The sequence below is a fragment of the Pseudoxanthomonas winnipegensis genome (assembly GCF_030322905.1).
In the GTDB taxonomy this organism is placed as follows: domain Bacteria; phylum Pseudomonadota; class Gammaproteobacteria; order Xanthomonadales; family Xanthomonadaceae; genus Pseudoxanthomonas_A; species Pseudoxanthomonas_A winnipegensis.
On record NZ_CP095475.1, the window covers coordinates 3,239,631 to 3,254,335 of the forward strand.

The following is a 14,705-nucleotide window of genomic DNA, read 5'->3' on the forward strand; positions in this document are numbered from 1 at the left end:
TCAGCCGCCTCCGGCGCGGGCGTGGGCGATGCGCGCGGCGAAGTCGGCCAGCCCCGGCGCGCTGCGGTCCAGGCCGCGGGCGCGCTGCAGGGCCTCGCTGGCCACGCCCAGCTCGCCGGCGCCCAGGCGCTCGCTGCCGATGTCGATCCAGCGCATCGCCAGCTGCCGGCGCGCCGCCGCCAGGCTGGCATCGCCCGGCGCCATGGCCTGCCAGGCATCCAGGCAGGTCTGCGCGGCGCGCACGCGATTGGCGGCCAGCGCGCGGCTCACGCAGCCCTGCACGTTGGGCAGCAGGCGTTGCGCGGCGCGGCGCACGGCCGCGTCGTCCGGCGCCAGCGCCTGGGCGGCGCGCAGCTTGTCGTAGGCGCTTTCGCCCGGCGGGTCGACCCAGTCGCCGCGGGCCTGGGCGCGCTCGGCCTCTTCCAGCAGGGCGATCACGCGGCGCTGGCGCTGCGGCGAGGGTGGCGCGGCGTGCTCCATCCGCGCCTGGCTGCGCTGGGCGCGCTCGATCGCGCGCGCGGCCTCGGCCACGGCCGCCGACTGCGGCGCCAGCGCGCGGGCCTGGGCCAGCGCGGCGCGCGCCTGTTCGAAATCGAAATCCGCTGCCTGGCGCTGTGCGTCCTCGGCATAGGCCCGGGCGACCTGCTGCACGCCCGCCGTGGCGGCGGCATCGCCGGGCGCGGCGGCGAGGACGGCGCGGTAGCGCTCCAGCGCCGCGTCCAAGCGGCCGCGGCGCAGATCGGCCTCGGCCTGGCGACGCTGATCGTCCAGCGCGCGCGCCAGCTGCGCGCGCGCGGCCGGCAGGTCGAAGTGGCCGGCGTCGAAGCCGCGCACCTGCTCGATCAGCTGCGCGCCCTGGGCCAGCTCCCCGGCCGACAACGCGCGGCGCGCCTGCTGCAGCTGGTCGGACAGCAGATCCTCGCGGCCCTCCAGCGCGGTGGTGTTGTCCGGCTGCAGCCCCAGCACGCGCTGGAACAGCGGCAGCGCGGCATCGTCGCCGCCGACGATGCGCCCGGCCGCACGCGCGGCCACCGCCTGGGCCAGCAGCGTGCCGATGCCGGCGGCGCGGGCCTCGCGCTGGCGCAGTTCGGCCGCGATCGCGTCGGCGTCGGCGCGCGGCACCTGCAGCTGGCGGGCCAGGTCCAGCGCCGCGCCCGCACCTGCGAGGTCTCCCGCGGCCAGCGCGGCGCGCGCCTGACCGATCGCGGCGCGACCGACGCGGGCCAGGCCGTCGCGTGCCTCGCTACGGTCGTTGTCCAGCGCCAGCGCGGCCTCGAAGCGCTGGCGCGCGCCACTGCCGTCCGGCGCGCTCAGCCGGCCCTGCTTGAGCGCCGCCTCGCCCTGGTCGAGCAGGGCCTGCACGCGCGTGCCTTGCCACAGCCGGTCGGCGATCGGTTGGCGCAGCGCCACCGCCGCGACCAGCAGCGCGAGCACGGCCGCACCGAGGATCCACGGCCAGCGACGCGTCCGGCGCTGTACCGGCAGCGGGCGCACGCGAGCCGGCTCGCCTGGCGCGGCCTGCCAGTCGATGCGCGGTTCGATCCTGCCGTCAGGCAATCGGTCGTGCGGCTCCATCACGCGCGGCAGTATCCGCCAGCCAACGTGACAAGCCGTTCCCTATGCTGAACAGCAGATTTGCGGGAGAAGCCAAACACCACGACCCATCGCCATTCCCTGCGAACACGGGGATCCAGTGCCTCTCGCCCTGCGTGCACAAGCCGCTGGTTTCCCACGTCCACAGAAACGACGATCAGAGAGGTCATGTGCCCCTCCCCTTGCCCGCGCAGCGGGCAGGGGGAGGTTGGGAGGGGGTGCCTTTCGCGCGGCGCCTGAAGTGCAGAAGCAACAGCACCCCTCCCCCTCAGTCGCTAGCCGCGACTTCGAGCTCCCCTTCGTGCTCCGCACGAAAGGGAGGGGGCCAAAAGCTGCGGCTACGCTGGACGAGCAATCTGCCCCTCCCCTTGCCCGCGCAGCGGGCAGGGGGGGGTTGGGAGGGGGTGCTTTTCGCGCGGCGCCTGAAGTGCAAGAGCAACAGCACCCCTCCCCAGCCCTCCCCTTCGTGCTTCGCACGAAAGGGAGGGGGCCAAAAGCTGCGGCTACGCTGGACGAGTGACCTGCCCCTCCCCTTGCCCGCGCAGCGGGCAGGGGGAGGTTGGGAGGGGGTGCCTTTCGCGCGGCGCCTGAAGTGCAGAAGCAACAGCACCCCATCCCCCTCAGTCGCTCGCCGCGACTTCGAGCTCCCCTTCGTGCTGCGCACGAAAGGGAGGGGGCTAAAAGCTGGGGCGGAGGCCACTGCGCGGCGCGGACAACAGAAGACGCGCTTTGCTGTGTGGCAAGAACGCGCTTTGAAAGCCGCGCTCAGCCGGCGCGACGCGCGTCCTGCACGCCGGGCAACGCGTCCAGCTTGCCGAGCAGGGTGGACAGCTGACCGTAGTCGGAGACCTTCAGCCTCAGCCGGAAGCGGATCTTGCCGGCGCCGCCGGCGCTGTCGCTGTGGATGTCCAGCACGTGCGCATCCTCCTGCGCGATCAGCGTGGTGATGTCCTTGAGCAGCCACTTGCGGTCGATGGCGCTGATCAGCGCATCGACCTCGTAACCGCCGCCGGCCACGCCCCACTCCACCGGCAGCACGCGCTGCGGATGCTGGGCGGCCAGCCGGCGCAGCGCGGCGCAGTCGCGCCGGTGCACGGTGACGCCGCGGCCGCGGGTGAGGTAGCCGACGATGGGTTCGCCGGCCACCGGCTGGCAGCACTTGGCCAGCTGCACCAACAGGTTACCCACGCCCTGCACGGTGAAGCGCGACTTGTCCGCGCCGGGCGCGCGCTGCACGGGGCGGCGGATCGGGTTCTGCGGCGGCAGCGGGCCGTCGCCGGCCTGCGCGCGCTGCTCTTCCTGCAGCGCACGGGCGACCTGGCTGGGGCCGGTGTCGCCCAGGGCCACCTGGATGTACAGCTCCTCGGCCGTCTCGGCGCGGAACTTGCGCAGCGCCGGCCCCAGGTCCAGCTGGTGCAGATGCAGGCGCTTGAGCTCGCGCTCCAGCAGCTCCTTGCCGGCGGCGATGTTGCCGGCGCGGTCGAGCTTGTGGAAGTACGCGCGCACCTTGTCGCGCGAACGCGCACTGGCCAGAAAGCCATTGGCCGGCAGCAGCCAGTCGCGCTTGGGCTCGCCGGTCTTGGCGGTCATGATCTCCACCCGGTCGCCGCTGCGCAGCACGTGGCCCAGCGGCACGATGCGGCCGTTGACCTTGGCCCCGCGCGTGCGGTGCCCGACCATGGTGTGCACGTGGTAGGCGAAATCCAGCACCGTGCCGCCGCGCGGCAGGTCGATCACCTCGCCCTTGGGCGTGAGCGTATAGATGCGGTCCTCGGCCAGCTCGGCGGCGAACTCCCCGCCCAGCGCGGCCTCCGCCTTGGCCGTATCGCCCGCCTCGCTGTCGCCGGCATGCTCCAGCAGCCGGCGCATCCAGGCGATCTTGCGGTCGAAGGCGGCATCGCCGCCGCCCTCCTTGTAGCGCCAGTGCGCGGCCACGCCCAGCTCGGCCTGGGCGTGCATCTCGTGGGTGCGGATCTGCACCTCCAGCGCGCGCCCTTCCGGGCCGATTACCGCGGTGTGCAGCGAGCGGTAGTCGTTGGCCTTGGGCCGGGCGATGTAGTCGTCGAACTCCGACGGGATCGGCGTCCACAGCGCGTGCACCACGCCCAGCGCCGCGTAGCACTGGGCCACGTCGCTGACCGCGATGCGCACCGCGCGCAGGTCGAACAGCTCGTCCAGCGCCACCTGCTTGCGCTGCATCTTCTTCCAGATGCTGTAGATGTGCTTGGGCCGGCCGCTGACTTCGGCGGCGATGTGATGCGCGGCCAGGGTTTCGCGCAGGGTCGCCTTGACCTGCTCGATGTAGCGCTCGCGCCCGCCGCGCTTGTCGTCCAGCTGCGCGGCGATGGAGCGGTAGGTGTCCGGCTGCAGGTAGCGGAAGGAGAGGTCTTCCAGCTCCCACTTCAGCTGCCAGATGCCGAGCCGGTTGGCCAGCGGCGCGTGGATGTCGCGGGTCAGCAGGGCCAGCTCGCGGCGCTGGTCGGCCGGCAGCGTCGCGGCCGCGCGCATGCGCGCCAGCTGCCGCGCCAGCAGGATCGGCACCACGCGCAGGTCGTGGACCATGGCCAGCAGCAGCCGGCGCAGGCCTTCGGTGTTGCGCGCCGAGGCCGGCTCGGCATGCAGCGCCCAGACCTGCGCGGCGGCGGCCTGGCCATCCAGCAGCGCCGGCAGGCCGGGATGGCGCGTGCGCAGCGTCCCCAGCAGCGCCGGCTGCAGGCCCGGCAGGCCGAACAGCAGGGCCGCGCCCAGCACCTCGGCATCGGCGGACAGCCCGGCCAGGGTCGCCAGGGTGTTGGCCAGCACCGGCCACGGATCGGGCATGCCGTCCTGCGCGCCGGGCTGGGCCAGGGCGGGCTCGACCTGGTCGCGCAGGCCGGCGGGCAGCACGGAAAGGGCGGCGTCGGAGGCGGACAGCGGCAGCGTCGGTGAAGCGGACATCAGGCGTGCACCATCACACGGTGGGGATCGAAGGGTACGACTACACTAACGGCCTGCCCCTCGTTGAAGAACACCCATGCCGCGCACACACCGTGCGATCCGCCCCCGGCGCCCCGTGCATCCCCGCGCCGCGCCGGTCCGCGCGTGCGCAGGCAGGGGCCACCGTTCGCGTGCGTCCTGATGCAAGGCCTCGCCGATAGGCTGCAGCCGCTGGCGCGCTGGTGCGGCCTGCAGGCGCACCGTCCACTGGACTGGCTGCGCAGGCAGTTGCGCGCCAGCGACCTGTGGTTCATCGGCCTGGCCGCGCTGGTCGGGCTGATCGCCGCGGCGCTGACCGTCCTGCAGAGCGGCATCGCCCATGGCCTGCAGGCCTGGCTGTACGGCCTGGCGCCGGACCAGCGCCTGAGCATGCTCGACCATGTCAGCCTCAACCAGCTGCTGGTGCTGCCGCTGGGCGGCCTGCTGGTCGGGCTGGTGACGCTCATCGCGCGGCGACGCAAGCGCGCGCTGATCGACTCGGTCGAAGCCAACGCCCTGCACGGCGGCCGCATGTCGATGCGCGACAACCTGATCGTCGCCGCGCAGACGCTGCTGTCCAACGGCTTCGGCGCCTCGGTCGGGCTGGAGGCCACCTACACCCAGATGGGCTCGGGCGCCGGTTCGCAGCTGGGCCGCATCCTGCGCGTGCGCCGCACCGACATGCGCACCCTGGTCGGCGCCGGCGCGGCCGGGGCGATCGCCGCGGCCTTCGGCGCGCCGCTGGCCGGGGCGTTCTACGCCTTCGAGATCGTCATCGGTGCCTACGTGCCCTCGGCGCTGGCGCCGGTGGCCGCCGCCGCGCTGGCCGGGGCGTTCATGGCCGACACGCTGGGCGCGTCGGCCTATACGCTGCCGGCGGCCACCGCCTACCAGCTCGAGCCGCGCGACTACGCCATCTACATCGCCCTGGGGCTGACCTGCGCGCTGATCGGCATCGCGGTGATGCGGCTGGTGGCCGGGATCGAACGCGGCGTCGGCAAGATCCAGCTGCCGATCTGGGGCCGGCCGGTGATCGGCGGCCTGCTGCTGATCCCGCTGGCGCTGGTCTCGCCGCAGGTGCTGTCCTCCGGCCACGGCGCGCTGCACCTGGACATCGGCGGGGACAACACCTTGCAGCTGCTGGCCACGCTGCTGGTGCTCAAGTGCCTGGCCTCGGGCATCTGCCTGGGTTTCGGCTTCCGCGGCGGCCTGTTCTTCGCCTCGCTGTTCATGGGCTCGCTGGTCGGCGCGTTCTTCGCGGTGGGCATGAACCAGCTGGTCCAAGCCTCGGTGGTGGACGTCACCGGCGCGGCATTGGTGGGCATGGCGGCCCTGGCCGCGGCCATCGTCGGCGCGCCGATGACCATGGCCATGCTGATCCTGGAGGGCACCCACGATTTCGTGCTGACCACCGCGGTGATGGTGGCGGTGCTGGTGGCCAACACGGTGGTGCGCCAGGCCTTCGGCTATTCGTTCTCGACCTGGCGCCTGCACCTGCGCGGGGAAAGCATCCGCAGCGCGCGCGACGTGGGCTGGGTGCGCAACCTGTCGGCCGGCAAGATGATGCGCAAGGACGCCAACCACACCTTGCAGGACACCAGCGTGGCCGAGTTCCGCCGCCGCTTCCCGCTGGGTTCGACCCAGCGCGTGGTGCTGGAGGACGAGCGCGGCCACTACGCCGGGCTGGTGCCCCTGTCGACGGTCTACGCCGACCGCGTGCGCGAGGACGCCACCGTGGCGCAGTACGCCCAGCACCGCGACACGGCGCTGACCGCCGACACCGACATCGTCTCGATCATGAAGGTCTTCGACGCCACCCAGGCCGACGAACTGGCCGTGGTCGACGACGAGCGCAAGGTGCTCGGCGTGCTGTCCGAAAACTTCGTACGCAAGCGCTACGCCGAGGAGCTGGAGAAGCGGCAACGCGAGCTGATGGGCGAGCGCGTCAGCGGAGATGAGTGATCCCTAGGCGCTGAAGCGCCTCTGCCCCTCCCCTTGCCCGCGCAGCGGGCAGGGGGAGGCTGGGAGGGGGGGCTTTTCGCGGAGCGCCTGAAGAGCCAAAGCAACAGCACCCCTCCCCGTCCCTCCCCTTCGCGCTGAGCGCGAAAGGGAGGGGGCCGAGCTGCACCACCGCCAACGAAGCCGCACCCGCGCGAGGAGCGCCTCTGCCCCTCCCCTTGCCCGCGCAGCGGGCAGGGGGAGGCTGGGAGGGGGTGCCTTTCGCGGAGCGCCTGAAAAGCCAAAGCAACAGCACCCCTCCCCAGCCCTCCCCTTCGCTACGCGAAAGGGAGGGAGCGAGTCAGCGCCCCTGGAGGGCGGCCACGCGCTGGGCCAGCTTCTTCGGGCTGACGCCGCTGCGCGCGCCCAGCTCCTGGGCGAACAGCGACACGCGCAGTTCCTCCAGATCCCAGCGCAGCGCCTGCCAGTCGTCCGAGGCGGCGCGGCCCAGCGCGGCGGCATCCTCCAGCGCCTGCATGAACGGCACCAGCTCCAGCATGCGCTGCTGGTCGCGGGTGGGATCGCGCTTGGCCCGCTCGGCGCGCAGCTTCATCGCCTTGAGATACCGCGGGAACTGGGACAGCGCCGGCGCCGGCGTGTCGCGCAGGAAGCCCGGATGCACCAGCGCGGCCAGCTGGGCGGTCAGATCGTCCAGGTTGCCGCGCGCCCAGCCCATCAGCGGCGCCTCCAGCTCGGGCTTGAGTTCGGCCACGCCGGCCAGGATCGCCTCGGCCAGCTTGAGCCGCTCCATCGCCTCGCCGAACAGCGCCTTGCCGGCCGCATCGCGGCGCTGGGCGAAGCTGCCCGGGTCGCGGATCTCGCCCAGGCCCTCGGCCAGCACCGCGTTGAGGGCCGCATCGACGATATCGCCGCGCAGGCGCTCCTGCGACTCGATAGCCGCATACAGCAGCCCGGTCTTGGGCGAGACCGGCAGCTGCTTGCGCGCCTGCTTGACCTTGTCGGCCAGCGCCAGCTCCAGCAGGCGCCGCACGCCGCGGGGATGTGCGGCGGCGGCCTGCGCGCGGTCGGCGAAGATGCGCAGCGCGGCGCTGTCGCCCTCGTCCACCAGCGCCGGATACGCCGGCACGCCGGCTTCGCCGGGCACCTGCAGCGGGATCGGGTCGTGCGGGAAGGCGTGCAGGCCCTCGCTGGCCAGCGCACGTCCGGCGCGCGCGGCGAAGGCATGGCCGGCCTGCGTGCCGAAGCGTTCGCGCAGCGCCTCCAGATCGCGCGAAGACGCCAGCACCTTGCCCTGCTCGTCGCGCAGGCGCAGGTGCATGCGCAGATGCGGCTCCAGCGCGGCTTCGTCGAAATCCAGCGCGCTCACCGCCACGCCGGTGGCCTTGGCCAGGAAGCGCGCCAGCTCGCCGCGCAGATCGTCGCCGGAGGGCTTGCGATGCGCCTCGAAGAACGCACGGCCGAAGTCCGGCGCCGGCACGAAGTTGCGCCGCTGCGCCTTGGGCAGCGTGCGGATCAGCGCGGCCGCCTTCTCCGCGACGAAGCCCGGCGCCAGCCACGACAGCCGCGCCGCATCCAGGGCGTTCAGCAGATGCAGCGGCACCTCGAGGGTGACGCCGTCGTCCTCCGCGCCCGGCTCGAAGGTGTAGTGCAGCGGCAGGCGCGCATCGCCCAGCGCGAAATACTTCGGATAGCGATCGGCCTCGCTGCCCTCGCCGGGCAGCAGATCGGCCAGCGACCAGCGCAGCCGGCCGCGCTTGTCGTCGGGCAGCGTCTTCCACCAGGCATCCAGGCCTGCGGCCGAATGCAGTTCGCCCGGGATGCGGTCCAGATACCACCGCGCCTGCCAGTCCTCGTCGGCGACGATGCCGGCGCGGCGCAGCTTGGCCTCTTCCTCGTGCGCGGCGGCCAGCACCTTGCCGTTGTCGGCGACGAACGAGGCGCGCGTGTTGATCTCGCCCGGCACCAGCCCCTGGCGCACGAACAGTTCATGCGCCTCCTGCGGCGCGATGCGGCCATAGTGGACCGGCTTCTTCGGCGCCAGCACCAGGCCGAACAGGCTGATCTGCTCGGAGGCCAGCACCTGCCCCTGCGCACGCGACCAGTGCGGGTCGAAGTGCTTGCGCGCCAGCAGCTGCGGCACCTCGGCGATCACCCAGTCCGGCTCGATCGCCGCGTTGGTCAGGCCCCACACGCGCTGGGTGTCCAGCAGCGTGGCGGTCAGCACCCAGGCCGGCGGCTTCTTGGCCAGGGCCGAGCCGGGGAACAGATGGAACCGGCGCTGGCGCGGGGCCAGGAAATCGCCCTTCTCGGTGCGATGCCCGACCTGGGTCGGCAGGCCGGCGATCAGCGCGCGGTGCAGCGACTGGTAGGCCGCGCTGCGCTCGCGCTCGCTGATCCGCGGCGCGCTGTCGTCCTGCGCCGCAGGCGCAGGCGCGGCCTGGGCCGGCGCTGCGCCCGGCAGCGAGGCCTTGCCCTCGCGCGCCAGGCGCGCGGCGCGATGCAGTTCGCCGCGCGTGGGCCGCGAGGCGGGCTTGCCGTCCTGGCCCACCGGCGCGGCGGGCGAGCCGGCCAGCAGTGGCGCCATCGCGGCGGCGGCCGGTTCTTCGGCCCAGCCCAGCTCCTCGCACAGCACCCGCAGCTGGCGATGCAGCTCGCGCCACTCGCGCATGCGCAGGAAGCCCAGGAAGTGGCGCCCGCACCAGTCGCGCAGCTTGGACTGGGTCAGCTCCTCGTGCGCCTGCGCATAGCCGTCCCACAGCCGCAGGATGCCGACGAACTCCGAGCGCGCATCGGCGAACTTGGCATGCGCGTTGTCTGCCGCCTCGCGCGCCTCGGGCGGGCGCTCGCGCGGATCCTGGATCCCCAGGAACGCGGCGATCACCAGCATCGGCCGCAGGCAGCCGTGCGCCTGCGCGGCGACCAGCATGCGCGCCAGCTTCACGTCCACCGGCAGGCGCGCCATGCGCCGGCCGACCTCGGTCAGCTTGCGCAGGCCGTGGCGGTCGGCCTCGGTGACCGCGCCCAGCTCGACCAGCTGCTGCCAGCCATCGGCGATGGCGCGCTCGTCCGGCGCCTCCAGGAACGGGAAATCCTCGATCCGGCCCAAGCCCAGCTGCAGCATGCGCAGGATCACGCCGGCCAGCGAGGAACGCCGGATCTCCGGGTCCGTATAGCGCGGACGCGCCTCGAAATCGGCCTGCGCGTACAGGCGCACGCAGATGCCTTCGGCCACGCGGCCGCAGCGGCCCATGCGCTGGTTGGCGCTGGCCTGGCTGACCGGCTCGATGTGCAGGCGGTCCAGCTTCTGCCGCGGGCTGTAGCGCTTGACCCGCGCCAGGCCGGGATCGACCACGTAGCGGATGCGCGGCACGGTCAGCGAGGTCTCGGCCACGTTGGTGGCCAGCACGATGCGCCGCTGCGCGCCGGGATTGAACACCGCGTCCTGGTCCTTGGCCGACAGCCGCGCATATAGCGGCAGCACCTCGGTATGGCGGTACTTGCGCCGTTCCAGCGCCTGGTGCGCGTCGCGGATCTCGCGCTCGCCCGGCAGGAAGATCAGCACGTCGCCGCGCGCGTCTTCCCGGGTGATCTCGTCGACCGCCGCGACGATCGCATCGTTGACGGTGAGGCCGGGATTGGGGAGTCGGGAGTCGGGATTGGCGGAAGCACGGGATGTCGGGCGCTCGCCGCCATCCGCTGTGTCCAATCCCGAATCCCCGCTCTCCACTCCCGGCTCCTCCAGCGGCCGATAGCGCACTTCCACCGGGAAGGTGCGCCCTTCCACGCTGACCACCGGCGCGTCGTCGAAGTGCGCGGCGAAGCGCGCCGTGTCGATGGTCGCCGAGGTGACGATGACCTTCAGGTCGCGGCGCTTGCGCAGCAGCTGCTTCAGATACCCCAGCAGGAAGTCGATGTTGAGGCTGCGCTCGTGCGCCTCGTCGACGATGATCGTGTCGTAGTTCGACAGCCAGCGGTCGCTGGCGATCTCCGCCAGCAGGATGCCGTCGGTCATGAACTTGATGCGCGTGTCGTCGCCGACGTTGTCGTTGAAGCGCACCTGGTAGCCAACCGCGCCGCCCATGGGCACCTGCAGCTCCTCGGCCACGCGCCGGGCCACCGCGCGCGCGGCGATGCGGCGCGGCTGGGTGCAGCCGATCATGCCGGCCGCGCCGCGCCCGGCCGCCAGGCACAGCTTGGGCAGCTGGGTGGTCTTGCCCGAGCCGGTCTCGCCGGCGATCACCACGACCTGGTGCTGGCGGATCAGCTCGACGATCCGCTCGCCCTCGCGCGCGATCGGCAGCGCCTGGTCCAGGGTCACCGCCGGCAGGTTGGCCGCGCGCGCCTGACAGGCGGCCACCGACTCGGCCAGCGCCTGGCCGAAGCGCGCGCGCAGCTGCGCGTCCTCCGGCGCGGCCTTCCAGCGCGACCACAGGCCGTGCAGGCGGCCACGGTCGCGGCTCAGCGCGCCATCGATGGCGCGCCGCGCGGCGTCGGGCTGGGTGGGAAGCGGGGCGATTGAAGCCATGAATCGTTCTGCGTGAATCTTTTGATTACCAATCTTCATCTGCGGCGTTTATTGTGACGCATCGCCACTGATGAGGAGTTGCACATGGCCAAGACCAAGACCAAACCCGCCACCAAGAAGAAGGGCACGCCGCTGGCCGCCGCCGCGCCGAGCGCCCCGCGTGTGGATATCGGGATCAGTCCGGCCGATCGCAAGGACATCGCCGCCGCCCTGTCGCACTACCTGGCCGACGCGTACACGCTGTACCTGAAGACCCATAACTTCCACTGGAACGTGACCGGGCCGATGTTCAACTCGCTGCACCTGATGTTCGAGACCCAGTACACCGAACAGTGGGGCGCGCTGGACGAAGTCGCCGAGCGCATCCGCGCCCTGGGCTACAACGCGCCGGGTTCGTACCGCGAGTTCGTCGCGCTCAGCTCCATCCCCGAGGAGGCCGGCCTGTCCGACAGCGCCGACTGGAAGGAGATGGTGCGCCAGCTGGTGGTCGGCAACGAGGCGGTCTGCCGCACCGCGCGCCAGACGCTGAAGACCGCCGAGAACGGCAGCGACGACCCGACCGTGGACCTGATGACCCAGCGCCTGAACACCCACGAGAAGTATGCGTGGATGCTGCGGTCGCTGTTGCAATAATCCCTTCGGGACTTCGTCCCTGCGGGCTTACCCCAAAGTTTCGCCTTTGGCGAAACCTTGGGCCCCTGCTCACTCGTCTGCCAGATCCCCGCGCCTTCGGCGCGCCCCCTTGACTCAAGGGGGCTCTCCACCAGCCAGTGAATCGGGGGCTGCAGCCGGGATCCAGAAATTTCCGACGTGATTTGTAGTCGATGCCCGGCCCTGTGCCGGGCATTGCGTATCTGGGGGATGAGACCGCGGCCCGGTATCCTGTACGCATGCAGGAACGTGCGCTAGAAATCCTCCACCGGGTGTTCGGACACCCTGGTTTCCGCGGCGAGCAGGCCGCCATCGTCGAGCACCTGGCCAGCGGCCACGACGCCCTGGTGCTGATGCCCACCGGCGGCGGCAAGTCGCTGTGCTACCAGGTGCCGGCGCTGCTGCGCGAGGGCACGGCGATCGTGGTCTCGCCGCTGATCGCGCTGATGCAGGATCAGGTCGAGGCGCTGCGCCAGCTGGGCGTGCGCGCCGAGTTCCTCAACTCCTCGCTCGAGGCCCAGGCCGCCCAGCAGGTCGAGCGCGACCTGCTGTCCGGCGAGCTGGATCTGCTGTACGTGGCGCCCGAACGGCTGCTGACCCCGCGCTTCCTGTCGCTGCTCGATCGCGCACAGGTGAGCCTGTTCGCCATCGACGAGGCGCACTGCGTGTCGCAGTGGGGCCACGACTTCCGCCCCGAGTACCGCCAGCTCACCGTGCTGCACGAGCGCTGGCCGCAGGTACCGCGCATCGCCCTGACCGCCACGGCCGATCCGCCCACCCAGGCCGAGATCGCCGAGCGCCTGCAGCTGGAGGACGCGTGCCGCTTCGTCAGCTCCTTCGACCGGCCCAACATCCGCTACACCGTGGTGCAGAAGGACAACGGCCGCCGCCAGCTGCTGGACTTCCTGGAGGACCACAAGGGCCAGGCCGGCATCGTCTACTGCATGTCGCGCAAGAAGGTCGAGCAGACCGCCGAGTTCCTGCGCGAGAAGGGCTTCGACGCCCTGCCCTACCACGCCGGCCTGGACGCGCGGCTGCGCGCCGAGAACCAGCGCCGCTTCCTGCGCGAGGACGGCATCGTCATGTGCGCGACCATCGCCTTCGGCATGGGCATCGACAAGCCGGACGTGCGCTTCGTCGCCCACACCGACCTGCCCAAGTCGCTGGAGGGCTACTACCAGGAAACCGGCCGAGCCGGCCGCGACGGCGAGCCCGCCCAGGCCTGGCTGGCCTATGGCCTGGGCGATGTGGTGCTGCTCAAGCAGATGATCGAACAGGGCGAGGCCGCCGAGGAGCGCAAGCGCCTGGAGCGGCGCAAGCTCGACCAGCTGCTGGGCTATTGCGAATCGATGCAGTGCCGGCGCCAGGTGCTGCTGGCCGGCTTCGGCGAGACCTATCCGCAACCCTGCGGCAACTGCGACAACTGCCTGACCCCGGCCGCGACCTGGGACGCGACCGAGGCCGCGCGCAAGGCGCTGAGCTGCGTCTACCGCACCGGCCAGCGCTTCGGCGCGGCGCATCTGATCGACGTGCTGCGCGGCGCCGACACCGAGCGCATCCGCCAGCTCGGCCACGATCAGCTCACCACCTATGGCATCGGCAGCGATCTCGATGCGGCAACCTGGCGTGGCGTGTTCCGCCAGCTGGTGGCCGCCAGCGTGCTGGAGGTCGACGCCGAAGGCCACGGCAGCCTGCGCCTGACGCCCTCGGCCAAGCCGGTCCTGCAAGGCCAGCAGACCCTGCTGCTGCGCAAGGATTCGCCCAAGCTGCGCCAGCGCAGCGGCGGCACCAGCCCGGCCGCGGCCGAGGTCCCCGAGACCGACCAGCCGCTGTTCCAGGCCCTGCGCCGCCTGCGCGCGCAGCTGGCCAAGGAGCAGAACGTGCCGGCCTACGTCATCTTCCACGACGCCACACTGCGCAACATCGCCCAGCAGCGCCCGACCGACCTGCGCGCCCTGGCGCGCGTGGGCGGCGTGGGCGGCAGCAAGCTGGACCGCTATGGCCCGGCGCTGATCGACGTGGTCCGCGAGGCGGGCTGACGCCCGCCCCTCCCTTCACCGACCCGGACTGCCCCCATGAGCGGCTACTGCGCCATCGCCCTCGGCCACCCGATCCACGGCGACTACCACGACACCGAGTACGGCTTTCCGCAGCGCGAGGAGTCGGTGCTGTTCGAGCGCCTGCTGCTGGAGATCAACCAGGCCGGCCTGAGCTGGGAGACCATCCTGCGCAAGCGCGCCGCGTTCCGCGCCGCCTACAGCGGCTTCGACGTGGACCGGGTGGCCGCCTACGGCGAGGCCGACATCGCGCGGCTGCTGGCCGACGCCGGCATCATCCGCAACCGCCTCAAGGTGCTGGCCGCGATCCACAACGCCCAGGTCATCCAGACCCTGCGCGCCTCGCACGGCAGCTTCGCCGCCTGGCTCGACGCCCACCACCCGCTGGAGAAGGCGGACTGGGTGAAGCTGTTCAAGCGGACCTTCCGCTTCACCGGCGGCGAGATCACCGGCGAGTTCCTGATGAGCCTGGGCTACCTGCCGGGCGCGCACCACGAAGGCTGCCCGGCGTTCGCCGCGGCGGCCAGGCACAAGCCGGCATGGATGCAGGCGGGCAAGCCACTGAGGTCGGCGAAGACGAAGAAGTAGCGCCAGCGCCTCCTCACTTGTCCCTAGCCCCACTCCCCGCGGACACGGGCACTTCATCGTTCGCTCCACTCCCTGCAAATGCGCGAATCTCGCGGTTCGCGCTACTCCGTCGCTCTCACGGAAGCGGGACCTCGTCGCCCTCGCTACTCCGTCATTCCCGCGAGCACTTGAACCTCGTCGTTCACCCCATTCCGTCATTCCCGCGAAAGCGGGAATCCAGGGACTTTGCGCTTTTCGCTTTTGCTGCTTCCCATCCGTCCGCGCAAGACACGGCGAGAAGACTGGACGGAACACGCAGAGCCGACCGATGTCGCTGACGCAAGGCCCCACATATCAATGCGTCGTATGCTGGGAAGGGACATGAGTCCCTGCAAATT

At 71.8% G+C, this 14,705-nt stretch carries 7 protein-coding genes; 4 read left to right on the forward strand and 3 right to left on the reverse strand.

The window, feature by feature from the left end:
- Together MWN52_RS14275 and MWN52_RS14280 are read right to left on the reverse strand one after the other, a co-directional pair.
- Positions 1 to 1,575: a hypothetical protein gene (locus MWN52_RS14275; RefSeq protein ID WP_286577749.1), complete on the reverse strand. Its 1,575-nt coding sequence runs from the start codon at positions 1,573 to 1,575 to the stop codon at positions 1 to 3.
- 783 nt (positions 1,576 to 2,358) lie between these two features.
- The gene (locus MWN52_RS14280) at positions 2,359 to 4,530 is read right to left on the reverse strand and encodes a RelA/SpoT family protein (RefSeq protein ID WP_286575156.1); all 2,172 of its coding nucleotides are present in this window, start codon (positions 4,528 to 4,530) and stop codon (positions 2,359 to 2,361) included.
- Positions 4,531 to 4,710: 180 nt separating this feature from the next.
- Between MWN52_RS14280 and MWN52_RS14285 the strand changes: the two genes are divergently transcribed.
- On the forward strand, positions 4,711 to 6,510 hold the full coding sequence (locus MWN52_RS14285) for a chloride channel protein (protein ID WP_286575157.1): 1,800 nt from the start codon (positions 4,711 to 4,713) through the stop codon (positions 6,508 to 6,510).
- A 337-nt stretch (positions 6,511 to 6,847) separates the two neighbouring features.
- Here the strand turns inward: MWN52_RS14285 and hrpA are convergent, their stop codons facing one another.
- Positions 6,848 to 11,032 carry an ATP-dependent RNA helicase HrpA gene (gene hrpA, locus MWN52_RS14290; protein ID WP_286575158.1) on the reverse strand — a complete coding sequence of 1,395 codons (4,185 nt, stop codon included), beginning with the start codon at positions 11,030 to 11,032 and terminating at the stop codon, positions 6,848 to 6,850.
- An 84-nt stretch (positions 11,033 to 11,116) separates the two neighbouring features.
- On the opposite strand from hrpA, the gene MWN52_RS14295 reads away from it, so the two are divergent.
- From MWN52_RS14295 to MWN52_RS14305, 3 genes are all read left to right on the forward strand, one after another.
- Complete coding sequence (locus MWN52_RS14295) at positions 11,117 to 11,665, forward strand: Dps family protein (protein ID WP_130517195.1); 549 nt, start codon at positions 11,117 to 11,119, stop codon at positions 11,663 to 11,665.
- A gap of 257 nt (positions 11,666 to 11,922) precedes the next feature.
- A complete protein-coding gene (recQ, locus tag MWN52_RS14300; protein ID WP_286575159.1) occupies positions 11,923 to 13,722 on the forward strand; it encodes a DNA helicase RecQ in 1,800 nt (599 codons plus the stop codon).
- A gap of 36 nt (positions 13,723 to 13,758) precedes the next feature.
- Positions 13,759 to 14,328 (forward strand): DNA-3-methyladenine glycosylase I, encoded by a 570-nt coding sequence (locus MWN52_RS14305; RefSeq protein WP_286575160.1) that lies wholly within the window; start codon positions 13,759 to 13,761, stop codon positions 14,326 to 14,328.
- Positions 14,329 to 14,705: the final 377 nt, after the last annotated feature.

Coding starts and splice junctions, on each gene's coding strand:
- MWN52_RS14285 (WP_286575157.1), top strand. CDS start 4,711: ATGCAAGGCCTCGCCGATAGGCTGCAGCCGCTGGCGCGCTGGTGCGGC.
- MWN52_RS14275 (WP_286577749.1), bottom strand. CDS start 1,575: ATGGAGCCGCACGACCGATTGCCTGACGGCAGGATCGAACCGCGCATC.
- recQ (WP_286575159.1), top strand. CDS start 11,923: ATGCAGGAACGTGCGCTAGAAATCCTCCACCGGGTGTTCGGACACCCT.
- hrpA (WP_286575158.1), bottom strand. CDS start 11,032: ATGGCTTCAATCGCCCCGCTTCCCACCCAGCCCGACGCCGCGCGGCGC.
- MWN52_RS14305 (WP_286575160.1), top strand. CDS start 13,759: ATGAGCGGCTACTGCGCCATCGCCCTCGGCCACCCGATCCACGGCGAC.
- MWN52_RS14295 (WP_130517195.1), top strand. CDS start 11,117: ATGGCCAAGACCAAGACCAAACCCGCCACCAAGAAGAAGGGCACGCCG.
- MWN52_RS14280 (WP_286575156.1), bottom strand. CDS start 4,530: ATGTCCGCTTCACCGACGCTGCCGCTGTCCGCCTCCGACGCCGCCCTT.